At 63.9% G+C, this 26,770-nt stretch carries 19 protein-coding genes; 13 read left to right on the top strand and 6 right to left on the bottom strand.

The window, feature by feature from the left end; genetic code table 11:
* Nucleotides 1–22: 22 nt before the first annotated feature.
* On the bottom strand, nt 23–4,924 hold the full coding sequence (locus tag ACIPZF_RS07300) for an alpha-2-macroglobulin family protein (RefSeq protein ID WP_400797031.1): 4,902 nt from the start codon (nt 4,922–4,924) through the stop codon (nt 23–25).
* A 117-nt stretch (nt 4,925–5,041) separates the two neighbouring features.
* Here ACIPZF_RS07300 and ACIPZF_RS07295 point away from each other — a divergent pair, with 117 nt between their 5' ends.
* The gene (locus tag ACIPZF_RS07295) at nt 5,042–6,379 is read left to right on the top strand and encodes an MATE family efflux transporter (RefSeq protein ID WP_400797029.1); all 1,338 of its coding nucleotides are present in this window, start codon (nt 5,042–5,044) and stop codon (nt 6,377–6,379) included.
* Between the two features lie 137 nt (nt 6,380–6,516).
* On the opposite strand, the gene speA is transcribed toward ACIPZF_RS07295, so the two are convergent.
* From speA to ACIPZF_RS07275, 4 genes are all read right to left on the bottom strand, one after another.
* Nucleotides 6,517–8,430, bottom strand: a complete 1,914-nt coding sequence (gene speA / locus ACIPZF_RS07290; RefSeq protein WP_400797026.1) for an arginine decarboxylase — start codon at nt 8,428–8,430, stop codon at nt 6,517–6,519.
* Between the two features lie 151 nt (nt 8,431–8,581).
* Nucleotides 8,582–8,953, bottom strand: a complete 372-nt coding sequence (locus tag ACIPZF_RS07285; protein WP_400797023.1) for a translation initiation factor Sui1 — start codon at nt 8,951–8,953, stop codon at nt 8,582–8,584.
* A gap of 240 nt (nt 8,954–9,193) precedes the next feature.
* Nucleotides 9,194–9,727 carry an NUDIX hydrolase gene (locus ACIPZF_RS07280; protein WP_400797020.1) on the bottom strand — a complete coding sequence of 178 codons (534 nt, stop codon included), beginning with the start codon at nt 9,725–9,727 and terminating at the stop codon, nt 9,194–9,196.
* Nucleotides 9,728–9,729: 2 nt separating this feature from the next.
* Nucleotides 9,730–10,797, bottom strand: a complete 1,068-nt coding sequence (locus ACIPZF_RS07275) for a DUF2333 family protein (protein ID WP_400797017.1) — start codon at nt 10,795–10,797, stop codon at nt 9,730–9,732.
* A 247-nt stretch (nt 10,798–11,044) separates the two neighbouring features.
* Between ACIPZF_RS07275 and ACIPZF_RS07270 the strand changes: the two genes are divergently transcribed.
* The 6 genes from ACIPZF_RS07270 (at nt 11,045) to accC (ending at nt 19,015) form a co-directional block, all read left to right on the top strand.
* Nucleotides 11,045–12,424, top strand: coding sequence for a diguanylate cyclase (locus ACIPZF_RS07270; RefSeq protein WP_400797014.1), 1,380 nt, complete (start codon nt 11,045–11,047; stop codon nt 12,422–12,424).
* A 122-nt stretch (nt 12,425–12,546) separates the two neighbouring features.
* On the top strand, nt 12,547–14,508 hold the full coding sequence (locus tag ACIPZF_RS07265; protein WP_400797011.1) for a methyl-accepting chemotaxis protein: 1,962 nt from the start codon (nt 12,547–12,549) through the stop codon (nt 14,506–14,508).
* Between the two features lie 174 nt (nt 14,509–14,682).
* Nucleotides 14,683–16,446 carry a protein-disulfide reductase DsbD gene (locus tag ACIPZF_RS07260; RefSeq protein ID WP_400797009.1) on the top strand — a complete coding sequence of 588 codons (1,764 nt, stop codon included), beginning with the start codon at nt 14,683–14,685 and terminating at the stop codon, nt 16,444–16,446.
* Between the two features lie 179 nt (nt 16,447–16,625).
* Nucleotides 16,626–17,078, top strand: coding sequence for a type II 3-dehydroquinate dehydratase (gene aroQ / locus ACIPZF_RS07255; RefSeq protein WP_176518061.1), 453 nt, complete (start codon nt 16,626–16,628; stop codon nt 17,076–17,078).
* A 102-nt stretch (nt 17,079–17,180) separates the two neighbouring features.
* Nucleotides 17,181–17,642, top strand: coding sequence for an acetyl-CoA carboxylase biotin carboxyl carrier protein (gene accB, locus ACIPZF_RS07250; protein ID WP_400797006.1), 462 nt, complete (start codon nt 17,181–17,183; stop codon nt 17,640–17,642).
* A 17-nt stretch (nt 17,643–17,659) separates the two neighbouring features.
* On the top strand, nt 17,660–19,015 hold the full coding sequence (gene accC, locus ACIPZF_RS07245; protein ID WP_400797003.1) for an acetyl-CoA carboxylase biotin carboxylase subunit: 1,356 nt from the start codon (nt 17,660–17,662) through the stop codon (nt 19,013–19,015).
* 78 nt (nt 19,016–19,093) lie between these two features.
* Here accC and ACIPZF_RS07240 read toward each other — a convergent pair whose 3' ends face one another.
* Complete coding sequence (locus tag ACIPZF_RS07240; protein ID WP_400797001.1) at nt 19,094–19,600, bottom strand: hypothetical protein; 507 nt, start codon at nt 19,598–19,600, stop codon at nt 19,094–19,096.
* A 224-nt stretch (nt 19,601–19,824) separates the two neighbouring features.
* Between ACIPZF_RS07240 and prmA the strand changes: the two genes are divergently transcribed.
* The 6 genes from prmA (at nt 19,825) to purD (ending at nt 26,762) form a co-directional block, all read left to right on the top strand.
* A complete protein-coding gene (gene prmA / locus ACIPZF_RS07235; protein ID WP_400796998.1) occupies nt 19,825–20,703 on the top strand; it encodes a 50S ribosomal protein L11 methyltransferase in 879 nt (292 codons plus the stop codon).
* A 42-nt stretch (nt 20,704–20,745) separates the two neighbouring features.
* Nucleotides 20,746–22,074: a DUF3426 domain-containing protein gene (locus ACIPZF_RS07230; protein ID WP_400796995.1), complete on the top strand. Its 1,329-nt coding sequence runs from the start codon at nt 20,746–20,748 to the stop codon at nt 22,072–22,074.
* A 240-nt stretch (nt 22,075–22,314) separates the two neighbouring features.
* Nucleotides 22,315–23,328 carry a tRNA dihydrouridine synthase DusB gene (dusB, locus tag ACIPZF_RS07225; RefSeq protein ID WP_400796993.1) on the top strand — a complete coding sequence of 338 codons (1,014 nt, stop codon included), beginning with the start codon at nt 22,315–22,317 and terminating at the stop codon, nt 23,326–23,328.
* Nucleotides 23,325–23,645, top strand: a complete 321-nt coding sequence (fis, locus tag ACIPZF_RS07220; RefSeq protein WP_011535876.1) for a DNA-binding transcriptional regulator Fis — start codon at nt 23,325–23,327, stop codon at nt 23,643–23,645. Before dusB ends, fis begins: the two co-directional genes overlap by 4 nt.
* 80 nt (nt 23,646–23,725) lie before the next feature.
* A complete protein-coding gene (purH, locus tag ACIPZF_RS07215; protein WP_400796990.1) occupies nt 23,726–25,333 on the top strand; it encodes a bifunctional phosphoribosylaminoimidazolecarboxamide formyltransferase/IMP cyclohydrolase in 1,608 nt (535 codons plus the stop codon).
* Nucleotides 25,334–25,466: 133 nt separating this feature from the next.
* Nucleotides 25,467–26,762, top strand: a complete 1,296-nt coding sequence (purD, locus tag ACIPZF_RS07210; RefSeq protein WP_400796988.1) for a phosphoribosylamine--glycine ligase — start codon at nt 25,467–25,469, stop codon at nt 26,760–26,762.
* Nucleotides 26,763–26,770: the final 8 nt, after the last annotated feature.

The raw sequence follows: 26,770 nt of genomic DNA, 5'->3' as shown, positions 1-26,770 counted from the left end.
CAGTGGACCACCCCGCCCGAGGTCAACGTGCCTTGACCGTCATTTCACCCTGCCCATCGCCCACCGCCTGCAGGTTCGGCCGGTACATCGACTCGACCTGCGGTGGCGGCACCCGGTAGGTACCCGGGGTTACTGCGCGGGCCAGGTAGAGCAGATGGGTGGTGCCGTAGCCGTCGAGCTTGAGCGCCGCCACATAGCGATCATCGCGGTACTCCTGATGCACCACACTGGCGTTCTGCATCGACTCGCGCCACTGCTTCACTGCGCTGCTGGCGTTTTCCAGGCTGGCGGCGCTCTGCGCCAGGTTCTGGTTTTCCAGCTCCAGGCCTGCCGGCAGCAAATCGACGACCAAGGCATCCGGGACCGCGTCGCTGGCCTTGAGCGCCAGGTGCACCAGGACCAGGTCACCGCTGCGCAGGTTTTGCAGGTCCAGGGCCTGGCCATTCATGCCCAGGTATTCGCGGCGGATTTCCATGCCGTTACCGCCTGCGGCAGGTGCCTGGCGTGGGTAGCCCGAAAGCGTGAGCTGCTGATAAACGGTTTCGCTGCCTTGGTTCTGTACGCTCAGCGGCGATGCCAGCAACGGCCCTTCGAGCTTCATGCCAGACTCGCCATTGTTGAACTCGCGAACCTCGCCTGCGCTGTCCAGGCGCGCTTTCCAGGGTGCCTCCGGCTTGCCAAGCAGGCCACGACCGGCGAGGAACAGCGCGTTGCGCTCCTGAGTCGACAGCCAGCGGTTGGCCGCCAGTTCATCGGACAGGGCAAACAGGCGCTGGTCGACTTGGTTACCGGCCAGATTGCTCTCTTGCAGCAGCGCCAGGATCAATGCCTGATCACGCAGGCTGCTGCCGTAATCGGCCATCCAGCCTTTGCTGCGACTGATGCCCAGCCCCGCCTGCAGCGCCTCCTGCGAACGCGGCTTGTCGCCCATCTTCTCCAGCGCCACCGCCAGTTGCACCAGCGGCAAACCGGAGCGTGCATCGGCGCGGCGTTCGAACAGGCTGCGCAACGCGCCCAGCGGCGCCTGCTGGCTGCGCGACAGCACTAACGCGGCATACGCCTGGACGGCGAAACGGGTGTGCTCGGCGTTCTCGCTGTAATCGACTTCGATCAGGTTGCGCTCCTGCAGGTAACGCAGCAGCCTTTCGCTGGCCTTCTTCAGCGCTTCGGCAGGTACGCCATAGCCTTGGTCACGGGCACGCAGCAGGAAGTCGGTGACATAGGCGGTCAGCCAGTATTCCTCTTCGCTGTCCGAACTCCACAGGCCGAAGCTGCCGTTGTAGCGCTGCATGCCCAGCAGGTGTTCGATACCCATCTCGATCTTGCGCTTGCGCACGTCGGCAGGTTCACCCTTGATGCCCAGGCGCTTGAGGCTTTCGGCATCGGCGTACAGCGACGGGTAGAGGCCGCTGGTGGTTTGTTCCAGGCAACCGTAGGGGTAGGCTTCGAGGGCGCGGATCTGCTCGGCCAGGTTCAGTGGCGGGCGGCTCGACAGCGCCAGGCTGGCTTCCAGGCCCGCAGGCTCGAAGGCGGCCAGGTCGCCTTCCGGCAAGGTCCACGGCTGGTCCTTGAGGGCCACCCGGTAGTGCTTGAGCATCGCCGGATAGGCCGGGCGGATGCCCAAGGTCCACTCGCGCTCGAAGGCATTCACGCTTTCGCCGGGCAACTGCAGGCCATTGACCCGCACATGTACCTTGCCCTGTCCCAGCCCACCCTGGGCCTGCACCGGAATCATCAGCGTGGTGCGCTGACCCTCGGCCAGGGCAACGGCCTGCTGTGCGCTCGCCGCCAGGCTCAATTGGCCCTCGGTGGTGATATCGACGCTGAGCTGCTGTTTGCTGCCAGACAGGTTGGCCAGGTCCAGCGCCAGGCTGGTGCGATCGCCTCCGGCTAGGAAGCGCGGCGCCGACAGCTCGGCGATCAGCGGCGCGGCCACCACCGTCTTGCCTTCGGCCATGCCGAAGTGCTCCTCGGTCCAGGCCTGGGCCATCAGCCGCAGTTCACCGTTGAAGTCCGGGATATCGACCGTCGCTTCCCCCTCGCCCTGCTCGTTCAGGGTCACCGGCACACTCTGCTGGGCGACGATGGTGACCGTGGTGTTGGGGCGCTTGCCACCTTTGGCCATGGCCGCGTCACCGCCGAACGCCAGGCTGGCCAGGCGGCCCTGACCGGCTTCGATCAGCTGGCCATAGATATCCAGCTGGTCAGCGCCGTAGGCCTTGCGGCCGAACAGGCTGGCGTACGGGTCGGGAGTCTTGAAGTCGGTGATGTTGAGGATGCCCACGTCGACTGCGGACAGCAGCACATGCACCTGCTTGGGAATGCTGCCGTCGGCATTGGCGGCCTTGAACTTGACCGTCAGCGGTTGCTTGGGCCGCATCTTCTCTGGTGCCTGCAGGCTGAGCGCAAGCTTGCGCTCCGCGCGGCCCAGCGGCAGGTGCAGGACGCCCACGGCGCGCTTGGGCGTGGCATTGGCCTTGCGCTCACCCGGGCGGATCACCAGGGCGCTGATGTACAGGTCGTGACGTGCCCATTTTTTGTCCAGCTGCACGTCGAAGGTCTTGCCCTCGGCCGGCACGTCGATTTCCTGCCACCACAGCGGGCCATCGCTGGATTCGATCATCAGGTAGCCGGTGCCAGCGGCCGGCGGGGTGACGGTGACTTTGGCAGTCGCGCCGTCGGCGTAAGCGGGTTTGTCCAGCGCCAGCTTGACCTGGTCAGGTCGCACCGCGCCGCCTTCGGCATTGTCCTGAGCGCGATAACCTGCCCAGAAGCGTTCGCTGGACACCAGGCCTGTCTCGGGGTCTTCCACCTCGACCCGGTACGGGCCCCACTCGACCTGGAAGCTCAGCTTGGCGGTAGAGCCGGCTTTGACGCTGATGTTTTCCTCGCTCTGGGTGAGGTATTTCTCGTTGTAGTTGTAGCTCCAGCCGTCGCTCTGCGAGTAATTCCAATAGTAGTCACGGCGCTCGCGGACCAAGCGCACCTTGAGGCCGTCAGCCGCGAGCTTGTTGCCGTCGCGGTCGGCGACCAGGAACTCGAATTCCACCGGGCCGTCGCTGTCGGTTTCCTCGCCGTCGAACAAACCGCGCAATCCGGGCAGGCGCTCGGCGGGCCAGATCGGTTGCTCGAGGCGACGGGTGATCGGTCGGCCACCGGATTCCTGCAGGCTGGCCTGTACGGTCAGCTGCAGTGGCGAACGGGCCTCGGCCCAACGGCTTTCGATATCGAGCGTGGCCTTGCCGGCCTGGTCGAGGGTGATTTCCTCCAGCTCCAGGTCCTGGTTCAGTTCAGTCTCGGTCACCGAGCCGAACTGGTAGCCAGGCAATGCCGGCACCGCCTCGCGCAGCGGACGCAGATAAGCTTGGCCGGTCAGGCGGTTGCCCGCGGCCGGTGCACCGTAGAGGTAACGACCATTGACCTGGATCTGAGCGGTTTCTTCAGGCGAGAGTGGCGTGCTGCTGCCCTTGAGTTCCAGGGCCAGGCGCTCGGGCAGAAAGTCTTCGACGAGGAATTCGTAGACCTGCTTGCGCCCGCCGCCAAGATCCAGCAGCAGCTGCCAGCCCCCCGTCGGCGCTTCAGTGGCCAATTGCAGTTGGTATTGATAGAGGCCGTTCGCATCGGCCTCCCAGACGAACTTGCGGCTCACCTGTTCATCCGGCCGACGCACTTCGACGCTGACCGGCTGGGCCTTCACCGGCTTGCCATCCTGGTCGCGCAGCAAGCCGTTGAGCAGCACCGTTTCCCCCGGGCGATAGAGGTCACGCGGGCCGAAAATGAAGAACTGCAAGGGGTTGGCCTGCGGGCCGGTGATGTCGAATTCAGCCAGGTCCAGTGCAGCGGTGTTCAGGCGCAGCAGCGTGGTGTGCACGCCCTGGGTCGCGATCAGGGTATCGGCCTTGGCCGTGATCGGCAGTTGGGCATGGCCTTGGCCATCGGTCTTGGCCTGGGCCAGCAGCTTGCCTTTGTCATCATGCAGTTCGAGGTTCACCTCCTTCAGCGCCTTGCCCCCCTCCAGCGCCTGAGCGAACACATCGAGGCGATCGCGGTAGCGGTGCGCGGACACGCCGATGTCGCTGAGGGTGAACAGCGTTGCCGGCTGCGAATAATCGTAGGTGCCGGAGGCACGCATCACCGCCAGGTACACACCGGGATCCTGCAGCGGCTTGATCCCGGCGATCGGCAGCAGCACGGTCTCGCAGGTGTTGCGCGCCGGGTTGAGGTCGAAGCGGCCGCTGTAGACCAGGTCGGCCAGGGCCAGGGTTTCCTTGGACTGGTAGTAGTACAGGCTGCTGTTGCGGCCCCAGTTGACCAGGAAAGTCGAGAGCATTTCCGGCTTGACCCGGAAGAACTCGACATCGACCTTGTCGACGTTTAAGGCGATCACCGGCAGACCCTCGGCCAGGCGCGTGGGCAACAACGAACCACGGCTGGCGAAGCCGATGGTCGGTTGCATGTCGCGGGTTTCCAGGCGGGTCACCGACTCGCTGTCGAGCTGCTTGCCGTTGACCGCCAGCAGGCCTTTGTCGACGGTCAGCACCAGCTTGCGCTGCGGCTCGAGGTGGCGCAGGCGCAGTTCCATCTGGTTGTCGGAGAGTTCCCAGGCGCCGTCGACCTTGCCTTTGACGGTGTCCACCAAATGCAGCTTGCTGGCGAAGTCCTGCTTGGCATCGAGCGGCGCGGAGAAACTGACCGACAGCGTGCTGGCACCGTCGAGCTGCACTTCAGAGACATCCAGCACACTCAGGTCGCGCCCCTCGTAGCGCTTGGCGAGCACGGCGGGGTCTTCGCGCTTGGGCGCCGGCGCCTCGGCCGCAGCGCTCGCCGCAGGTGTCTCGGTGGCGGCGGGCTTGTCCGGCGTCGAGGAATCACAGGCACTGAGCAGGGCCAGCGCGCAGGCCAGCAACAATCCTTTGTTGAACATGGAGTCGGGACTCTTTGGCAGCGTGTACGTGAGGCCGCAACTATAGCGCAACGGCCGCTGGCTGGCCGGTACAATGCGGCCATTCGTTTGTAAGAAACCCGCATCCCAGGAACACAAATGTCGCAAATTGCCGCCGACTGGCGCCACCGCCTCACCCACCGGAAAGTCTGGGCGCTGGCGGCGCCGATGATCCTCTCCAATATCTCGGTGCCGCTGGTGGCGCTGGTCGACAGCACGGTGATCGGCCACCTGCCCCACGCCCACCAGCTTGGCGCTGTGGCCGTGGGCGCCACCTTGTTCACTTTCATGGTCGGCCTGATGGGCTTCCTGCGCATGGGCTCCACCGGCTTCGCCGCCCAGGCCGCCGGGCGTGCCGACGGTGCCGCGCTGCGCCAGGTATTGGTGCAAGGCTTGCTGCTGGCAATAGGTTTCGCCGTGCTCATCGGCCTGCTTGCCCTGCCCTTCAGCCAGCTGGCGCTGCACGCGATGCAACCGAGCGAAGCATTGCAGCAATCGACCGAGGCGTTCTTTCACACGCGCTTGCTCGGCCTGCCCGCAGCATTGGCCAGCTACGCGCTGGTCGGCTGGTTTCTCGGCACGCAGAACGCCCGCGCGCCGCTCGCCATTCTGCTGACCACCAACCTGCTGAACATCGTTCTCAACCTTTGGTTCGTACTGGGCCTGGACTGGGGGGTGCTGGGCTCGGCGCGGGCGTCGGTGATTGCCGAATGGAGTGCCGCGCTGCTGGGTCTTGCCCTGACCCGTCCCGCTCTGCGCGCTTACCCTGGGCAGATCGCTTGGGCAGCGCTCAAACGCTGGCAAGCCTGGCGGCCATTGCTGGCCGTCAACCGCGACATCTTCCTACGAAGCCTGGCGTTGCAGCTGGTGTTCCTGCTGATCACCGTGCAGGGCGCGCGCCTCGGCGAAGCCACCGTGGCGGCCAATGCCCTGCTGCTCAACGGATTGCTGCTTACCGCCTACGCCCTCGATGGTCTGGCGCATGCCGTAGAAGCCCTGTGCGGTCACGCCATTGGCGCGCGCGATCGCGACACCTTGCGCCGCTCGTTGGTGGTGGCCTGTGGTTGGTCTCTGATTACAAGCTTGGGCTTTGCCGGATTGTTCCTGCTGGGCGGGCACCTGTTCATCGATCTGCAGACCGATATCGACAGCGTGCGTGCGGCGGCCTACCCGTACCTGCCGTACCTGGCGGTGTTGCCGTTGGTGGCGGTGTGGAGTTACTTGCTCGACGGGCTGTTCATTGGCGCGACACGGGCGCGGGAGATGCGCAATGCGATGCTGGTTTCAGTGCTGATCGCACTGCCGGTGGCGTGGGCCATGAGCGGGTTTGGCAACCATGGGTTGTGGTTGGCGTTTCTTGGGTTCATGGCGTTGCGGGCAGTGACGTTGGGGTGGGTGGGGTGGTGGTTGCAAAAACAGGATCGCTGGATCGGCTAAATCCCCAGTGGGAGCGGCTTCAGCCGCGAACACCGGCGAAGCCGGTGCCATCCACCGCGTGGCCGGCTTCGCGGCTAAAGCCGCTCCCACAGCGTTCAGCGGCGTCTGTAAACACGCCGCTGTACCCTAGTGAACGGTCAGGAAGACAGGTACGAAGACCGGGTCAACCCCAACCGCAGCGCATCCAGGAACTGGGTCCGCTCACGCGCCGTGATCTTCGCGCTGGCGACCTTGTCGCGGTAATGAGTCATCAACTCCTCCGGCGACAAGTGCACATAACGCAGCATGTCTTCGATGGTGTCGTGGGTCTCGATACCGGCGTGATAAACGCTGCCATCGGCGTTCTGGTAGATGTTCACCGAATCGGTGTCACCGAACAGGTTGTGCATGTCGCCGAGAATTTCCTGGTACGCGCCGACCAGGAACACGCCCAGCAAGTAGTCTTCGCCTTCATTGAGCGCATGCACCGGCATGCTGGTCTCGATGCTCTGCTCGTCGACGTACTGGTTGATCTTGCCGTCGGAGTCGCAGGTCAGGTCCTGCAGCACGGCGCGACGCAGCGGTTCTTCGTCCAGGCGGTGCAGGGGGATGATCGGCAGCACCTGGCCGATGGCCCAGGTATCGGGCAGGCTCTGGAACACCGAGAAGTTGCAGATGTACTTGTCGGCCAGCTTGTCGTTGAGCTCGTCCAGCACCTGGCGGTGCGAGCGCTGGCGGGCCTTCAGCGAGTTGTGCAGGCGGCGGCACACGGCGAAGTAGCACTGCTCGGCCAGGGCTTTCTCGGCCAGGGTGAGCTTGCCGTCGGCATATTGCGCGGCCACGTCACCCATGTAGTGGGTCGCGCGCCAGTAGGTTTCGGTGACCATCTCGATGTCGGTCGGGCCGAGCAGGTCGGCCAGCCACTGCACGGTCTCGGGCAGCGCTTCCTTGTTTTCGATGGTCGGCACGTCGTCGTTGTGCTTCTCGACGTCGGTGACCTGAATCACCAGCATCGCGTGGTGCGCGGTCAGCGAGCGGCCGCTCTCGGAGAAAATGTGCGGGTGCGGCAGGCCCTGCGCGTCGCAGAACTCCTTGAGCATGCCCACCACGACGCCGGCGTAGTCATCCATGTCGTAGTTGATCGAGCTGGCGTTGCGCGAATGGGTACCGTCGTAGTCGACACCCAGGCCACCACCGACGTCGATGTGGTCGACCGGCAGGCCCAGCGCACGCAGCTCACCGTAGTAACGGATGGCTTCCTTGAAGCCGTGCTGGTAGTCGGCCAGGTTGGCGATCTGCGACCCCATGTGGAAGTGCAGCAGGCGGATGCCCTGGTCCAGGCCGGCATCGCGAAAGCGCTGCACCACGGAAATCAGCTGGGCGGCGGACAGACCGAACTTGGACTTCTCGCCCCCGGTATCGGCCCACTTGCTCGACGCCAGCGACGACAGGCGTACGCGCAGGCCGACCTGCGGCTTGACCTTGAGGTCCGCGGCTTCTTCGATCACCAGCGCCACTTCGGACTCTTTCTCGATGACGATAAAGACGTTGTGGCCAAGCTTCTGGCCCATCAGCGCCAGGCGGATGAACTCGCGGTCCTTGTAGCCGTTGCAGACGATGGTGCCGCCCTTCGGCGCCAGTGCCAGCACCGCCAGCAGCTCAGGCTTGGAGCCGGCTTCCAGGCCGATGGATACGTTCTGGGTGGCGATGATGTTTTCCACCACCGCTTCCTGCTGGTTGACCTTGATCGGGTACAGCGCGGTGTACTGGCTCTGGTATTCCAGGCGCGCGATGTTGGCGTCGAACGCGCCGGTCAGCTGGCGCACGCGGTCCTGCAGGATGTCGGGGAAGCGCACCAGCAGCGGCAGCGACAAGCCGCTCTGGCGCAGTTCGTCGACCTGTTCGAACAGGTCGATCGGGGCGCTCTGGGGGCCGTTGGGGCGCACTTCGACGCGCCCGGCTTCATTGATGGCGAAGTAACCAGCGCCCCAATGGCGGATACCATAAACACTGCGGCTGTCGGCCACGGTCCACTGGCTACCATCGTCTTTGCGTGTGCGTCGTACGGACATTCAAGTCCCCTATAGATAAGTCGAAGACACTGCCCCGCAGGCAGCGGAGCGAGTGTAAAAGCTGAAAATGACGATTCATCCGTGTCCAGGCATAGACCCTGACCACGGGAACGAGTTTAGAAAGCGCTGGGCAAAAAATCGCGCGACGGCCTCAGCCGCCAGACTTTTTCGCCTTGAAACCCTGTTTGGTCAGCTCGCCGATCAACAGCTCGACATGGTCGCCCTGGATCTCGATAACTCCGTCCTTCAAGGCACCACCGGTACCGCAGCGGCGCTTGAGCGTGGCGGCCAGCTCCTTGAGCTGATCGGGCGGCAGCGGCACGCCGGTGACGGTGGTCACGGTCTTGCCGCCACGGCCTTTGCTTTCGCGGCGCACGCGGGCGATACCATCGCCTTCGGGGATGGTTTGCTGCTTGCAGATGCAGGCATCCACCGGCTGGCTACAGTCGGGGCAGTGCCGACCGGCATCGGTGGAAAACACGAGACCGCCAAGGGCGGAAAAGGAAGAAGCTTTCTTGGCCACTTTTGTTCCTCTGTGCTGAGGACAAAAACTGGTCGACCCCGTGTGCGGAGACCGACCGCGAAGCCCCACTCTGGCAGGGGCGGCGCTACTGCCGCAAGTTCCTGCGACAGCCCGAAAAGGGCGCGCAGTGTAACGATAAATCTGGCGGTTGTGTAGGAGCGGATTTATCCGCGAACAAGGGCCTAGCCCTTGCCATGAAACGGAGGTGTCTGGGCCGGCCTCTCGCGGATGAATCCGCTCCTACAGGCTCGCCTTGTACCGCTGCAATGCCGCCAACGAGTCCGGGCAATAGGGCAATACCTTGCTCTCTGCTTCAGCCTGGGCAAGGCTGACGAACTTGGCCTCGATCACCTCTTCCGGCTGCAACCGCAATGGCGCATCGGACACCGCCGAATACACCGCGCACCACAAGTGGTTGTCCGGCTGGTCGAAGTAAAACCGCTCATGGAAACGCAGTTCGGCCCCTTCAATCCCCAATTCCTCGGCCAGCTCCCGGGCGGCCGAATCGGCATACGCCTCGCCCGCCCCCACCATGCCACCAGCGGCCACATCCCAATAGCCTGGATACAGCGCCTTGCTCAAGGTGCGCCGGTGCACGCACAGCTCGCCGGCGCCGTTGAACAACAGGATGAAGGTACAACGGCCGATCAGGCCACGCTCACGCAATTCAGCCCTGGGCAGCGCGCCGAGTACCTGATCGGCTGCGTCCACCCAGGCGACCAGTTCACGGTCGGAGGCCGCCCGGTGGGCGGCCTCATTGGCGCTGATGGCCATGCTCAACCCTGCGACAGCAGTTGACGCAGGTCGATCACCGCAGCATTGGCCCGCGAAATGTAGTTGGCCATGACCAGCGAGTGGTTGGCCCACATGCCAAAGCCGCTGCCGTTGAGCACCATCGGGCTCCACAGCGGCTCTTGCGAGGCTTCCAGCTCACGGATGATCTGGCGCACGCTGACGGTGGCGTTCTTCTTCGCCAGCACGTCGGCGAAGTCCACCTCGATGGCGCGCAGCAGGTGCGACAGCGCCCAAGCCTGGCCACGGGCTTCGTAGAACACGTTGTCGATCTGCAGCCAAGGGGTTTCCACCACTTCCTCGTCCACCTGCGGCGCCTGGCCAGCAACCACCGACTCGGTTTTCAGGTTGGTGTTGAGCTTGACCCGGCCAACGCTGGCCGACAGGCGCTGCGACAGCGAGCCCAGGCGCGTGGCGACATCACCCAGCCAGTTGTTCAGGTTGTCGGCACGGGTGTAGAAGATCGCGCCTTTGTCACCGGCTGCCAGACGGGTCTGGTAGCGGCTCAGCGACTTGATGCCCTCTTCGAACTCCGACTCGCTCGACGGCAGGATCCAGCTCTTGTTGTCGAAGTTGAAGCGTGGCTCGGCCTTGGCCAGGTCGGCGTCTTCGGTGGACTGCGACTGCGAACGGGCGAAGTCCTTGCGCAGCGCACGGGACAGGTCGCGCACCTGGACCAGCACGCCATATTCCCAGCTCGGCATGTTGTCCATCCACAGGCCCGGCGGGAAGCGGTCGTTGGAAATGTAGCCGCCCGGCTTGTTCAGCAGGGTATTGGCCACGGTCTTGAGGGTTTCGATCGTGGTGTAGCCGATCACCATCTGCTGGCCATTGCGCTCGGCCGCAGCCTGGGCACTCTGCTGCACCGGGAACAGCTCCGGCTCTTGGCTCCAGTACCAACCCAGGCCGATACAGACCAGCAGGTACAACCCGATCAGGGTCCCCAGGGCACGGCTCCAAAGGCCGCCCAAGTAGCTACGGGCGGCTGCGCCGCGGCCGTCGACACGCTCACGGGGCTCGGCTTTGGCCTCGCGGTTTTTCCAGTCCAGCATGGCTTTGTCCTTAATCAGTCACGACGGTTCAGGGGCTTGGACCACAGGCGTTCGCCAGGGTGCCACGGCAAGCCCGCGTTGCTGCACTATAAAGCAGACACCGCCGTACGCATAAGCGACCAATCGGTCAGTAACTGAATATTCGTTTTCAACGCTTTGTTGATACGGCGCACGCGCAGCCCGGAAAAGAGCTGCTAGCATAGAGCCATCATTGCACCTGCATCTCCAACCAATAAGTAGTCAGGACATGACCCAAGCCGCGGAGCCGAGCCAAGAACGCCTCAAGCAGGAGCTCGATCACCTGCTGCAACGCCTGTCGCCAACCCGCCTGCGCAAGGGTGACCAACCCGACCAGGTGGCGCTGCGGCCTGCGCGCAAGCCGGTGTACCTGCTGCTGCGCGACCCTGAGCGTGCCGAGCGCCTGGCCCAGCAGCTGGAGTTCTTTGGCTTGAATGTTCAACCGCTAGGCGGTGCCGACGCGTTCCTGGCATCGGTGGCCGAGCAACTGCCGTCGGCCATCGTCATGGACGTCGATTTCACCGGGCCTGGCTGCGGCGTACAGTTGGCCGCACGGGCACAGCAAGGCCGTGAGCATCCCATCCCGTTGCTGTTCTTCAGCCACCACGAGACCGACACCCCAACCCGCCTGGCGGCCGTGCGCGCGGGCGGGCAAGCCTTTCTAACCGGCACCCTGGAAGCCTCCAGCCTGCTGGAAAAACTCGAGGCCATCACCAGTACCACAGCCCATGAACCTCTGCGCGTGTTGATCATCGACGACTCGCGCACCCAGGCGCTGCATGCTGAGCGCGTGCTGGGCAGCGCCGGCATGATCACCCGCAGCCTCACCGACCCGATCGCCACCATGGCGGAACTGGCCGAATTCCAGCCCGACCTGATCATCCTCGATATGTACATGCCAGGCTGCTCCGGCCCGGAGCTGGCCAAGGTGATCCGCCACAACGACCGCTACGTCAGCGTGCCGATCATCTACCTGTCTGCCGAAGACGACCTGGACAAGCAGCTCGACGCCATGAGCGAAGGTGGCGACGACTTCCTGACCAAGCCGATCCGCTCGCGCCATCTGATCACCACCGTGCGCAACCGTGCCGCCCGCGCCCTCCATCTCAAGTCGCGCATGGTTCGTGACAGCCTCACCGGGCTGTACAACCACACCCATATCCTGCAACTGCTCGAAGACTGCAGCTTCCGTGCGCGCCGGGAGGGCCAGCCCCTGAGCTTCGCCATGCTCGACATCGACCATTTCAAGAAAATCAACGACCACCACGGCCATCCCATGGGCGACCGGGTGATCAAGAGCCTGGCGCTGTTCCTCAAGCAGCGCCTGCGCAAGACCGATTTCATTGGCCGTTACGGCGGTGAAGAGTTCGCCATCGTCATGCCCAATACGGCGCTGGACGCCGCGCACAAGGTGCTCGACGAGATTCGTCGGCGCTTTGCCGAAATCCTCTACCCCGCGCAGCCCGGCGATCTGCAGTGCACCTTCAGTGCCGGGGTGGTGCAGCTGGACGAGGAACTCGATGCTTTGACCATGGCCAGCGCGGCGGATGAGGCGCTGTATCGGGCCAAGCATGCCGGGCGCAACTGTGTGGTGCGAGTCGAGCCCTAGCCCACTGAAGGCACATTGCCAGTTTTTTTATGGCGCCAAGCCACTGGCGTCATCACCACGTCACAAAACCGCAATAACTTCAGGCACCTACCTCTCCACTCCCCCGCAGGAAGTTCGCGGCTATGCGCCTGAAGTGGCTGACCAATTTCAACACCCTGTTGCTGGTGACCGTGTGTATCGCCTTGGGCGCGACCCTGTGGTGGTCGCAGCGTGCCCTGGAACGGCCTTATCAATTGATGGAGCGCTACCTGGGCCTGTCGCAGCAGTTCCAGAACCAGGCCGCACGTAACATCCAGGCTTACCTGGGCAGTGGCGATGCCCTGCGTCACGCGGCGGCAGTGGAAGCCAACAATCAGTTGCAGGCGGCGCTGGCCGACTGGCCGGATGAACTGGCCGGCAAACTGCGCCCGAGCCTGGGCACCCTGCAGGCCTTCACCGCCAACGAACTGCTGGCTGCCGGCAAGCTCGCCGGCGATCCACAGGCCTTGCTGCTGCAAGCCGAGCGCGAGCTGGGCGCCAACTTCGAACAGCTGGCCGGCTATGCCCGCGACAGCGGTAGTGCCGAGGCCACGCGCTACCTGCTGCCGCTGCTCGACGCCAGCGTGCACCTGGGCCGGCTGTCGCTGGCCCGCGACAAGCTGATCAGCAGCGGCCGCGCCGAGCTGGCCGACGAAGTTGAACGCGAACTGCAGCTTATCCGTGCCCAGGCGCAGATCATCGACGCCCTGCCACTGCTGGGCGTAACCCGCGCCGCCGAATCCAACGCCGACGATTTCGCCGCGATGATGGGCCTGGAAAGCCAGGCCAGCGAACAGCAGGAAGATGTCGCCGTGGGCCTCAAGCGCGAGCTTCAGAGCCTGCTCAACCGCTACCCCGCCGAGTTGCAGCGCACCCGCGAGCAGATAGAACGGCGCACCGCCCTGGCCGCCAGCACCAGCGAGCGTCTCGACGCCGTGCAACAGGCCATCGCCCGCCTTGAGCCCGAGGTGCGGGCCCAGCACGCCAAGATCGCCGGTGAAGTGCGCATCATGCAGGGGCTGATGATCGGCCTGATCCTGCTGATCGCCCTGCTCATCGACACCTTGCAACGGCGCCTCACCCGGACCCTGACCGGCCTGGCACCGGCCTTGTCGCGCTGGGCCGAGGGCGACTTCGCCGCGCCCATCGCCCTGGGCAAGACCAACCGCGAGCTGCACGACATCCAGGAGTCGCTCAACCGCCTGCGCCAGTACCTGGTGGCACTGGTCGGCACCATCCGTCACAACGCCGAGCAGGTGGCCGGCAGCAGCCACGCGCTGGCCGGCATGAGTGCGGCGCTGCACGACGGCGCCGAGCGCCAGGCCGGCGACACCGGGCAGATCCGCGACGCCCTGGGCGAGCTCGAAGCGACCATCCAGCAAGTGGCCGGTGACGCCAGTTCCGCCGCCGACGCCAGCCGCGACGCCGGCCGCGCCGTGGAGCAAGGCCAGACGGTAATCGGCCAGAGCCTGTCCGGCCTGCGCGCGCTGGTCGACGAAGTGCAGGGCAATGCGCGCATGATCGAACAGTTGGCCGAGGAATCGGCGACCATCGGCGGAGTGCTGACGGTGATCCGCTCGATTGCCGAGCAGACCAATCTGCTGGCTTTGAATGCCGCCATCGAAGCCGCGCGTGCCGGTGAGATGGGCCGCGGTTTTGCGGTTGTGGCCGATGAGGTCCGCTCACTGGCACAACGTACCACCGGCGCCACGGGTGAAATCCAGGCGTTGATCGACCGTTTGCAGCAGGCGGCGCGCGGGTCGGTGGCGGGTATGCGGGCGCAGCTGGAACATGCCGAAGCCACCGCTGACCAGGCACAGGCGGCCGATGGTGCGCTGGATGAAATCGTCAGCGCGATCCGCACGATTGCCGAGACGGCGGTGCGCATTGCCGATGTCACGGCGCAGCAGAGCGGCGCGGTGAGTGAAATTCGCGGACACAGTGAACGGATTCATGAATTGGGTGAAGATAACTTGCAGCGCATTGGCGAAGGGCGCGAGCAAGGCGAACAGCTGTTGAATCTCGGTGGTGAACTGAAAAAAGCGGTGCTGGCCTTTAGAGTTTGAAGTTGCCTGTGCGGGCCTCTTCGCGGGGCAAGCCCGCTCCCACAGATGTTGTGCCCGACGCGATAAATGTGGGAGCGGGCTTGCCCCGCGAAGAGGCCCGCACAGCCGACACGAAACCCCAACGACCATCACTTCCGCTATCATGCCCGGCACGTTCCACCTCGCGAGTCCGCCATGCGCCGCCTGTTTTTCCTGCTGTTCCTGCTGCTGGCCAGCCCTGCCTTCGCCTCCGGCCTGCTCGACAACCGCCCCAACGCCACCCTGGGCGCCGCCTCGCTGAGCAACAGCGCAGATTTTCTGCCGGTACACGAAGCCTTCAAGCTCAGCCTGGTCCAGGCCGATGCGCAAACCCTCAAACTGCGCTTCGTCGCCACCGACGGCTATTACCTCTACCGCCATCGCTTCCAGTTCCGCACCGAACCGGCGGACATCGCCCTCGGCGCGCCGAACATCCCCAAGGGCGAGGCCAAGCACGATGAGTTCTTCGGCGATGTCGAGGTGTACCACGGTGTAGTGGACATCGAACTGCCGCGTACCGATGCCCGCGCCTTCACCTTGCTGGTGGGCTATCAGGGCTGCGCCGACAAGGGCCTGTGCTACCCGCCGGAAACCCAACGCCTGAGCATCGATGGCTTGGGTGGCGTTGCGAACAGCGCAACCAGCTGGAACTGGAAATCGCTGTTGCTGTTCTTCCTCGCCGGGCTGGGCCTGACCTTCACCCCCTGCGTGCTGCCGATGCTGCCTATCCTCTCCGGCGTGGTCCTGCGCGGGCAGGTGGGCGGCCTTCGCGGCCTGTCTCTGTCGCTGGCTTACGTCATTCCGATGGCCGCCAGCTTCGCCGTGCTGGGCGCGCTGATGGGCCTGTTCGGCGCTGGCCTGAACCTGCAGGCGCGGCTGCAATCGGCCTGGGTGCTGGTGCCATTCGCGCTGTTCTTCGTACTGTTTGCGCTGGCCATGTTCGGCCTGTTCGAGCTGAAGCTGCCGCAAGCCCTGAACAGTCGTCTGGACAAGCTGGCCCACCGCACCAAAGGCGGCTCGCTGTTGGGTGCGGCGATACTCGGCGTGCTCTCCAGCCTGCTGGTGTCGCCCTGCGTGTCGGCCCCGTTGGCCGGGGCGCTGCTGTACATCAGCGCCAGCGGCGATGCCCTGGGCGGTGCCCTCAAACTGTTTGCCTTGGGCCTGGGCATGGGCGCGCCGCTGTTGCTGGTGGCCACGGGCGGCGCGGCCTGGCTGCCGAAAAGCGGCCCGTGGATGAACACCGTGAAGAACGCCATTGGCGTGCTGCTGTTGGGCCTGGCGATCGGTTTGCTCAGCCGCGTGCTGCCGGGGCCGGCGACCTTGCTGCTGGTCGGCTTTCTGAGTGCTGGTGTGGCGCTGTTCCTTGGCGCTCTGGAGTTCGTGGTCAAAGCCCCGCGCCAGCGCCTGGCGCAATTGCTCGGCCTGGCGCTGCTGGTCTACGCCCTGGCCTGCTGGTACGGCGCGCTGAACGGCCAAGGCGACCCGCTGCGCCCTCTGCCCACGCCAACGCTGGCAACCGGCAGCGCCAGCCCTGCAGCCACTGCAGATGCCTGGCAGACCGTCACCACCCCGGCGGCGCTGGACGCCGCCCTGGCCCAGGCCAAGGCTGCCGGCCAACCGGTGCTGCTGGACTGGTACGCTGACTGGTGCATCAGCTGCAAGGTCATCGAGCATGAGGTGCTCAACGCACCGCAGGTCCAACCCCAGCTGGGCGCGTTCAAGCTGCTGCGTTTCGACATCACCGCAAGCAACGCCGAACAACGCACCCTGCTCGACCGTTATCAACTGTTCGGCCCGCCAGCGCTGCTGTTCTTTTCGGCGAACGGCAGCGAAATGACCAGTGATCGGGTGATTGGCGAGATAAACGCCGTCGATTTTGCGAGCATTCTGACGCGCGTGCGCGGCCAACTCGGTCTATAACTTCCCGCGTGCCGGGAAAATTCTCCATTTGAGTGACCGGAATTAATCATTCGGTCACATCTTTCGCGCGAACCTCGGACATCGTGCTGGCTATTGCCGGGAACTGGACACTTGCCGTCGCTTTGCGGCACACTCGCCGCGCTGTGTCGAATTGCCCTACAAATCCAAGGAATCCGCAGATGGCAACGCTACTGGTCCTTCATGGCCCCAACCTGAACCTGCTCGGTACCCGGGAACCAGGCCACTACGGCGCCATGACCCTGGCCCAGATCAACCAGGACCTGGAGCAACGTGCCCGCGCCGCGGGCCACCATCTGCAGTACCTGCAGAGCAATGCCGAGTACGAACTGATCGACCGTATTCATGCCGCACGCAACGAGGGTGTGGACTTCATCCTGATCAATCCGGCTGCTTTCACCCACACAAGCGTCGCATTACGTGACGCATTGCTTGCGGTGAGCATCCCATTCATCGAAGTGCACCTGTCCAACGTGCACAAACGCGAACCGTTCCGTCACCACTCCTACTTCTCCGATGTCGCCGTAGGGGTGATCTGCGGCCTGGGCGCCAGCGGTTATCGCCTGGCCCTGGAGTCCGCGCTGGAACAACTGGCTGCCAACGCACAGCCCTGATGATTGAGACCCTGGTCCACCTGGGCCGGGGTTCGAGAGAAACGTATCGATACGTTTTTAAATTTACGCCCCCTGACCGAACCCTTTGGGAGTTGATGATTAATGGATATCCGTAAAGTCAAGAAACTGATCGAGCTGCTGGAAGAGTCTGGCATCGATGAACTGGAGATCAAGGAAGGCGAAGAGTCGGTCCGTATCAGCCGTCACAGCAAGACCCCAGCTGCCCAGCAATTCTACGCACCGGCGCCGATGGCTGCCGCCCCTGTAGCTGCTCCAGCCGCCGCCGCTGCCCCGGTTGCCGAAGCTGGCGCTGCTGCACCTGCCCTGAAAGGCACCGTGGTTCGCTCGCCAATGGTCGGTACTTTCTACCGCAAGCCTTCGCCGACTTCGCCAAACTTCGCTGAAGTTGGCCAGTCGGTGAAGAAGGGCGACACCCTGTGCATCGTCGAAGCGATGAAGATGATGAACCACATCGAAGCCGATGTCGGCGGTGTCATCGACGCCATCCTGGTGGAAGACGGTCAGCCGGTTGAGTTCGACCAGCCGCTGTTCACCATCGTTTGATTCGCGGAGAGCCAACGATGACTGGGAAGCTGGAAAAAGTCCTGATCGCCAACCGCGGGGAAATTGCCCTGCGGATCCTGCGTGCCTGCAAAGAGCTGGGCATCAAGACCGTCGCCGTGCACTCCACGGCCGACCGCGAACTGATGCACCTGGGCCTGGCAGACGAGTCGGTCTGCATTGGTCCTGCTTCGTCCAAAGATTCGTACCTGCACATCCCGGCGATCATCGCCGCGGCTGAAGTGACAGGCGCCACCGCCATTCACCCCGGTTACGGCTTCCTGGCGGAAAACGCCGACTTCGCCGAGCAGGTGGAGAAATCCGGTTTCGCCTTCATCGGCCCGAAAGCCGACACCATTCGCCTGATGGGCGACAAGGTTTCGGCCAAGGACGCGATGATCAAGACCGGCGTACCTACCGTACCGGGCTCCGATGGCCCACTGCCGGAAGACGAAGAGGTCGCTCTGGCGATTGCCCGTGACGTCGGCTACCCGGTGATCATCAAGGCCGCTGGCGGCGGCGGTGGTCGCGGCATGCGCGTGGTGCACAAGGAAGAGGACCTGATCGCCTCGGCCAAGCTCACCCGTACCGAAGCCGGTGCAGCCTTCGGCAACCCGATGGTCTACCTGGAGAAGTTCCTGACCAACCCACGTCACGTGGAAGTTCAGGTACTGTCCGACGGCCAGGGCAACGCCATCCACCTGGGCGACCGCGACTGCTCGCTGCAGCGTCGTCACCAGAAGGTTCTGGAAGAAGCGCCGGCACCAGGCATCGATGAGAAGGCTCGTCAGGAAGTCTTCAAGCGTTGCGTCGATGCGTGCGTCGAAATCGGCTACCGCGGTGCCGGTACTTTCGAGTTCCTGTACGAGAATGGCCGCTTCTACTTCATCGAAATGAACACCCGCGTGCAGGTCGAGCACCCGGTGTCGGAGATGGTTACCGGCATCGACATCGTCAAGGAGATGCTCAGCATCGCCGCTGGCAACAAGCTGTCGATCCGCCAGGAAGACGTGGTGATCCGCGGCCACTCGCTGGAGTGCCGGATCAACGCCGAAGACCCGAAGAAGTTCATCCCGAGCCCAGGCAAGGTCAAGCACTTCCACGCCCCAGGCGGCAACGGCGTGCGCGTCGATTCGCACCTGTACAGCGGTTATTCGGTTCCGCCGAACTACGACTCGCTGATCGGCAAGCTGATCACCTATGGCAAGGACCGCGACGAAGCCATGGCGCGCATGCGCAATGCCCTGGACGAGATCGTCGTCGACGGCATCAAGACCAACATCCCGCTGCACCGCGACCTGGTGCGTGATGAAGGTTTCTGCAAAGGCGGCGTCAACATCCACTACCTCGAGCACAAGCTGGCCAACCAGGAGTGATCGCGTTAGCGTGATGAACAAGAACCCCGGCCATGTGCCGGGGTTCTTTTATTGCCTGCTAGTTCGAACGCTGTCGCTTCACGGCATCCTGGCGCCAGCCAACGCCTGACCGCGCCATGCCTCATCCAGTGCCTGAATGCCCATCCGTCGTGCATCACTGTCCAACTCGGCAAGCAGTAACTCATGCATATCTTGCAGATGAGCATTCAGCAGGCCAGCAATACGCGCGTCGTAAATTGCCCCCTCGGCCAAATCGGATGGCCTGGTTATCCAGTGCTGCCTCAAATAGTCCTCGTAGGCATGCATGAGCCGAGCGTGAACACTCTCGATCACGATTTCGATCATTTCGTGATGCTCGGCATCTGCCCCCGATCGCCATCCTTCGAATGCCCTGTCGAACACCGCCTCCTGCAACATTAACTGCAGGCTTGGGTTGATCGGCGTGCCGATGAGCGTTTGATGTTCAACTGCCAACTGTTCATCCAGTACCTCGAACACAGAGGGCTGAGATTGCATGTTCGCTTTGAAAACTTGATTCCACTGGTCCAGCAGTTGTTGCGATTGATTGGCGTCAGCAGCATTCATGGCGGGGCACCTGAGCAATTCGTGGAAATCCCATGCTAGAAACCAACAAGCGCCAAACTGCGATACATATTGCTCAGGCATGAAAACCTGTGAGGGCGGGTTTGCCCGCCATGAGAACTACGCGGTCCTCCTGCCCTTCTCTACAAACCCCCCACACTCGCGTAAACTTGCAGCCTTTCGCGCAGCCTCGGGCTGCCCCTGTCGATTTACCAAAGGTGCCCGCCATGCCCTGGCTGCAAGTACGCCTGGCCATCAGCCCGGAACAAGCCGAAACCTACGAAGACGCCCTGCTCGAAGTCGGCGCCGTCTCGGTCACGTTCATGGATGCCGAAGATCAGCCGATCTTCGAACCCGACCTCAACACCACCCCACTGTGGTCGCATACTCATCTGCTGGCGCTGTTCGAGGCCGACGCCGAGCCTGAAGCGGTATTCGCCCACCTGCAGTTGCTGACCGGCGCCGATTTGCCTGAGCACCAGGCCGAGGTGATCGAGGATCAGGACTGGGAACGCAGCTGGATGGACGGCTTCCAGCCGATGCGTTTCGGCCAGCGCCTGTGGATCGTGCCAAGCTGGCACGAAGCGCCCGAGAAAGACGCGGTGAATCTGCTGCTCGACCCGGGCCTTGCTTTCGGCACAGGCACCCACCCGACCACCGCCCTGTGCCTGGAGTGGCTCGACGGCCAGCAGCTCGAAGGCACCCAGGTGCTGGACTTCGGCTGCGGCTCGGGCATCCTCGCCATCGCCGCGCTGTTGCTGGGTGCGCGTGAGGCAGTCGGTACCGACATCGACGTGCAGGCCATCGAGGCCTCGCGTGACAACGCCCAGCGCAATGGCATCGCCGATGAAAAGCTGGCCCTGTACCTGCCCGAAGACATGCCGGCCATGCAGGCCGACGTGCTGGTCGCCAACATCCTCGCCGGCCCGCTGGTCTCGCTGGCGCCGCAACTGTCCGGCCTGGTTCGCCCAGGCGGCCTGCTGGCGCTCTCGGGCATCCTTGCCGAACAGGGCGAGGAAGTGGCCGCTGCCTACGCCGCCGACTTCGAGCTGGACCCTATCGTCGTGCGCGACGGCTGGGTGCGCATCAGTGGTCGGCGCCGCTAAGCGGGCCTAGAATACTTCTCTGTACAGCTCCCGGATCGCCGCATGACCGACAGTTTCGTCACCCAGTGCCCGCATTGCCAGACCAGCTTTCGCGTCACCCATCACCAGCTGAGCGTGGCACGCGGCGTGGTGCGCTGCGGCCATTGCCTGCAGGTGTTCAATGCGGCGAAGCAGCTGCTTGAGCAAAACCGCGCGGGCGCGACGCCTGTGGTGCCGCCGATACCGGTGGTCGAGCCGGTCATCGTGCCCGAGCCGCCATCCAGCGTACGCCCCCTCGCCGAACCTGAGGATTGGGCGGCCACCGCTCAGGCCCTGGATGAGCTCGACCTGGACCAGGAGCTGGCCCGCCTCGAACGTCGCGGCAAACCTGACGAGCCTCGCCCCGTAGCGCCGGCGGATGCGCTGCAGGCACGACGCGACGAGCCCGCCGCCGATTCCCATGGTGAGGAGCTGTTCGGGAACGCGACCGACGATCATCATGAGCCGCTGGAGGTTATCGAACCTGCACCAGTCCTGCTGGAGCAGGAACCGCTGGACCTGGAACCGGCCCCCGGTGATCGTACCGAACCCACCCTGGGCGGCAATCTGGAACTGGACCTGGATGAAGAACCTGCCGTGCATCGGCCCGCCGAACACCACGAGCCGGACGACTTCCACGAGCCTCTGTCAACGGACGACGAACTCGTCCATGAGAAGGGCCTGAGCGCCCGGGATGACGACGAAACCGATATCCAGCTGTCGGCGCGTGATGATGACGCTGTCGAACCCCTGCCGGGCGAGCGCCTGGAGCCAGGGCTTGCAGCCAAAGCCGAGCGCCCGTCACGCAAGGAGCCGCTGGTCGACGTGGTCGACGACCCACTGCAACTGGACTGGGAAAAGCCCAAGCCGAACTGGGCCAAGCGTTTGCTATGGGGTGTGCTGACTCTGCTGGCCGCTGGCCTGCTGGCGTTCCAGTACGTCTGGTTCCATTTCGACGAAATGGCCCGCCAGGACCAGTACCGCCCGATCTTCCAGCAGCTATGCCCGATGCTGGGCTGCGAGGTGCCCACCCGCGTCGACATCGGCCGCATCAAGAGCAGCAACCTGGTGGTGCGCAGCCATCCGGACTTCAAGGGCGCGCTGATCGTGGACGCGATCATCTACAACCGCGCACCCTTCGCTCAACCCTTCCCGCTGCTGGAGCTGCGCTTCGCCGACCTCAATGGCCAATTGATCGCCAGCCGTCGGTTCAAGCCCAGCGAGTATCTTTCCGGTGAATTGGCCGGGCGCGGCGAAATGCCCAGCCAGACGCCAATCCACATTGCCCTGGATATCCTCGACCCGGGCCCCAAGGCCGTGAACTACAGCCTCAGCTTCCGCTCGCCGGAATAACCGCGGACCTTGTGGCAGCGGGCTTGCCCGCGAAGCAGGCAGCGCGCGGGATAGCACGGGCTTCGCCCGTGTTCGCGGGCAAGCCCGCTCCCACAGAGGCCCTGCTAACCTGCGCAAAGGTTATAAGCCGACAACTGTACAGATTTTATCCAAATCCATCTTTATCCGGTCACCGAGAGCGGGTATCATGCCAACCCTTTTTCGAACTCCAATGATTCGGCCCCACAACAGGGAACACCTATGTCGGCGGTACGCATCGGCCCATATACACTACGCAACAACCTGATCCTCGCGCCCATGGCCGGGGTCACGGACCAGCCTTTCCGTACACTTTGCCAGCGCCTTGGCGCGGGCATGGTGGTATCGGAGATGGTCAGCAGCGACATGAGCCTGTGGAACAGCCGCAAGTCGAGCCTGCGCCGCATCCACGAAGGTGATCCCGAGCCGCGCTCGGTACAGATCGCCGGTGGCGATGCGCAGATGATGGCCGCGGCAGCACGGGCCAACGTCGAAGCGGGCGCCCAGATCATCGATATCAACATGGGTTGCCCGGCAAAAAAAGTCTGCAACAAAGCTGCAGGCTCTGCTTTATTGAGAGATGAAGCATTGGTCAACGAGATCCTCCATGCCGTCGTCGGCGCGGTGGACGTACCGGTGACCCTGAAGATCCGCACCGGCTGGGACCGGGCGAACAAGAACGGCCTGAACGTGGCGAAGATCGCCGAACAGGCCGGCATCCAGGCGCTGGCGGTGCATGGCCGCACACGCGCCGACCTGTACACCGGCGACGCCGAATACGACACCATCGCTGCCATCAAGCAGGCGGTGTCCATTCCGGTGTTCGCCAACGGCGATATCACCTCGCCAGAAAAGGCCCGGGCGGTGCTGGACGCCACCGGGGTCGACGGCCTGCTGATTGGCCGGGCTGCCCAGGGGCGGCCATGGATCTTTCGCGAGATCGAACATTTTTTAGCGACCGGCCAGCATTTGCCGGCCCCGCAGTTGGACGAAGTGGAACGCATCCTGCTGGAGCACCTGGCCGCGCTGCATGCCTTCTATGGCGATGTGATGGGCGTACGTATCGCCCGCAAGCACGTTGGCTGGTACCTGGCGACACGACCCGGCGGCAAGGAGTTTCGCTCCCGGTTCAACGCTTTGGAAGACACACAAGCGCAGTGCGCCAACGTTCGTGAGTATTTCAGCGAACGTCGACAGAGCCTTGAGACAGAGGACGGACAAGGGGTGGCCGCATGACGATGATGACCGAGACATTAGTGAGTGGAACAACGCCCGTGAGCGACAACGCCAACCTCAAACAGCACCTCAACACGCCGAGCGAAGAGGGCCAGACCCTTCGTGACAGCGTCGAGAAGGCGCTGCACAACTACTTCGCACACCTGGAAGGCGCGACCGTCACTGACGTGTACAACCTGGTGCTCTCCGAAGTCGAGGCGCCCCTGCTCGAATGCGTGATGAATTACGTCAAGGGCAACCAGACCAAGGCCAGCGAGATGCTCGGGCTAAACCGAGGCACCCTGCGCAAGAAGCTCAAGCAGTACGACTTGTTGTAAGCCAGAATCCCAATCAGAAAAGGCGGCCTCTGCGAAGAGACGCCTTTTTTGCTGACTCCACCGCGTTATTGGAACCCGAAATGACCGACCAGACTACCCGCCTGCCAGTCCGCCGCGCCCTGATCAGCGTCTCCGACAAGACCGGTATCCTCGAATTCGCCCGTGAGCTGCAGCAGCTCGGTGTCGAGATCCTGTCCACCGGCGGCACCTACAAGCTGCTCAAGGACAACGGCGTGAACGCGGTGGAAGTGGCCGACTACACTGGCTTCGCAGAAATGATGGACGGCCGGGTCAAGACCCTGCACCCGAAAATCCACGGTGGCATCCTCGGCCGTCGCGGCACCGACGACGCCATCATGAACGAGCATGGCATCAAGCCGATCGACCTGGTTGCCGTCAACCTCTACCCGTTCGAAGCCACCATCGCCAAGCCTGGCTGTGACCTGCCGACCGCCATCGAGAACATCGACATCGGCGGCCCGACCATGGTCCGTTCGGCTGCCAAGAACCACAAGGACGTGGCCATCGTGGTCAATGCCGGCGACTATGCCAGCGTCCTCGAAGGCCTCAAGGCCGGCGGCCTGACCTACGCCCAGCGCTTCGACCTGATGCTCAAGGCATTCGAGCACACCGCCGCCTACGACGGCATGATCGCCAACTACATGGGCACCATCGACCAGGCCAAAGACACCCTGTCGACCGAAGGCCGCAGCGAGTTCCCGCGCACCTTCAACAGCCAGTTCGTCAAAGCCCAGGAAATGCGCTACGGCGAGAACCCGCACCAGAGCGCGGCGTTCTACGTCGAAGCCAACAAGGGCGAAGCCAGCATCTCCAGCGCCGTGCAGCTGCAAGGCAAGGAACTGTCGTTCAACAACGTGGCCGACACCGACGCCGCGCTGGAGTGCGTGAAGAGCTTCGTCAAGCCGGCCTGCGTCATCGTCAAGCACGCCAACCCGTGCGGCGTGGCCGTCGTCCCCGAAGACGAAGGCGGCATCCGCAAGGCCTACGACCTGGCCTACGCCACCGACACCGAGTCGGCATTCGGCGGCATCATCGCCTTCAACCGCGAGCTGGATGGCGAAACCGCCAAGGCCATCGTCGAGCGCCAGTTCGTCGAAGTGATCATCGCCCCGAAAATCTCCCAGGCGGCCCGCGACGTGGTTGCGGCCAAGCAGAACGTGCGCCTGCTGGAGTGCGGCGAATGGCCAGCCGAGCGTACCGCCGGTTGGGATTTCAAGCGCGTCAACGGTGGCCTGCTGGTGCAGAGCCGCGATATCGGCATGATCAGCGCCGATGACCTGAAGATCGTCACCAAGCGTGCGCCGACCGAGCAGGAAATACACGATCTGGTGTTCGCCTGGAAAGTGGCCAAGTTCGTCAAGTCCAACGCCATCGTCTACGCCAAGCAGCGCCAGACCATCGGCGTCGGCGCCGGCCAGATGAGCCGCGTCAACTCCGCCCGCATCGCTGCCATCAAGGCCGAGCATGCTGGCCTGCAGGTGCAGGGTGCGGTGATGGCATCGGACGCGTTCTTCCCGTTCCGTGATGGCATCGACAATGCGGCTAAAGTGGGTATCAGCGCCGTGATCCAGCCGGGTGGCTCGATGCGTGATGCCGAGGTGATTGCTGCCGCTGATGAAGCCGGCATCGCCATGGTGTTCACCGGCATGCGCCACTTCCGCCACTAATCAGGTACCAGGCCGATCCCCGGCCCTGTAGGAGCGGATTCATCCGCGATTGCGATGCTGGATTCAGCGCCGCAATCGCGGATGAATCCGCTCCTACAAGGGCCGGGGATCGCCGCCACACAGAGGTTTTGACATGAAAGTTTTGATCATTGGCAGCGGCGGCCGTGAGCACGCCCTGGCCTGGAAAGTCGCCCAGGACCCACGCGTCGAGAAAGTCTTCGTTGCCCCAGGCAACGCCGGCACCGCCATCGAGCCCAAGTGCGAGAACGTCGCCATCGACGTTACCGCCCTGGAGCAACTGGCCGACTTCGCCGAAAACAACGTCGACCTGACCATCGTCGGCCCGGAAGCGCCACTGGTCATCGGCGTGGTCGACCTGTTCCGTAGCCGCGGCCTGGACTGCTTCGGCCCGACCAAGGGCGCGGCCCAGCTGGAAGGCTCCAAGGCCTTCACCAAGGATTTCTTGGCTCGCCACAAGATCCCGACCGCCGACTACCAGAACTTCACCGAGATCGAGCCGGCACTCGCCTACCTGCAGGAAAAGGGCGCGCCGATCGTCATCAAGGCCGACGGCCTGGCTGCGGGCAAAGGCGTGATCGTCGCCATGACCCTGCAGGAAGCCGAAGACGCCGTGCGCGACATGCTCGCCGGCAATGCCTTCGGTGAAGCCGGCTCGCGCGTGGTCATCGAAGAGTTCCTCGACGGCGAGGAAGCCAGCTTCATCGTCATGGTCGACGGCCACAACGTGCTGCCAATGGCCACCAGCCAGGACCACAAGCGCGTCGGCGACCAGGACACCGGCCCGAACACCGGCGGCATGGGTGCCTACTCCCCTGCCCCCGTGGTCACCGCCGACGTGCACCAGCGCGTGATGGACCAGGTTATCTGGCCAACCGTGCGCGGCATGGCCGAGGAAGGCAACGTCTACACCGGCTTCCTCTATGCCGGCCTGATGATCGACAAGGCGGGCAACCCCAAGGTCATCGAGTTCAACTGCCGCTTCGGCGACCCGGAAACCCAACCGGTCATGCTGCGCCTGGAATCGAGCCTGGTGCTGCTGATCGAAGCCGCGTTCGCCAAGGCCCTGGACAAGGTCGAAGCGCAGTGGGACCCGCGCCCGAGCCTGGGCGTGGTATTGGCAGCCGGCGGTTACCCAGGCGACTACGCCAAGGGCGACGCGATCAGCGGCCTGGACGCAGCAGCCAGGATCGAAGGCAAGGTGTTCCATGCTGGCACTTCGCTCAAGGACGGCCAGGTCGTCAGCAACGGCGGCCGTGTGCTCTGCGCCACCGCCATGGGCAGTACCGTTGCCGACGCTCAGCAGCAGGCTTACCGTCTGGCCAAGGAAGTCAGCTGGAAGGGTAGCTTCTACCGTACCGACATCGGCTACCGGGCCATCGCTCGCGAGCGCGGTGAACACCAGAAGTAACCTTTACC

Origin of the sequence: Pseudomonas sp. NPDC089752 (assembly GCF_044748725.1) — a bacterium.
In the GTDB taxonomy this organism is placed as follows: domain Bacteria; phylum Pseudomonadota; class Gammaproteobacteria; order Pseudomonadales; family Pseudomonadaceae; genus Aquipseudomonas.
This window is presented reverse-complemented; position numbering and strand designations above follow the sequence as displayed.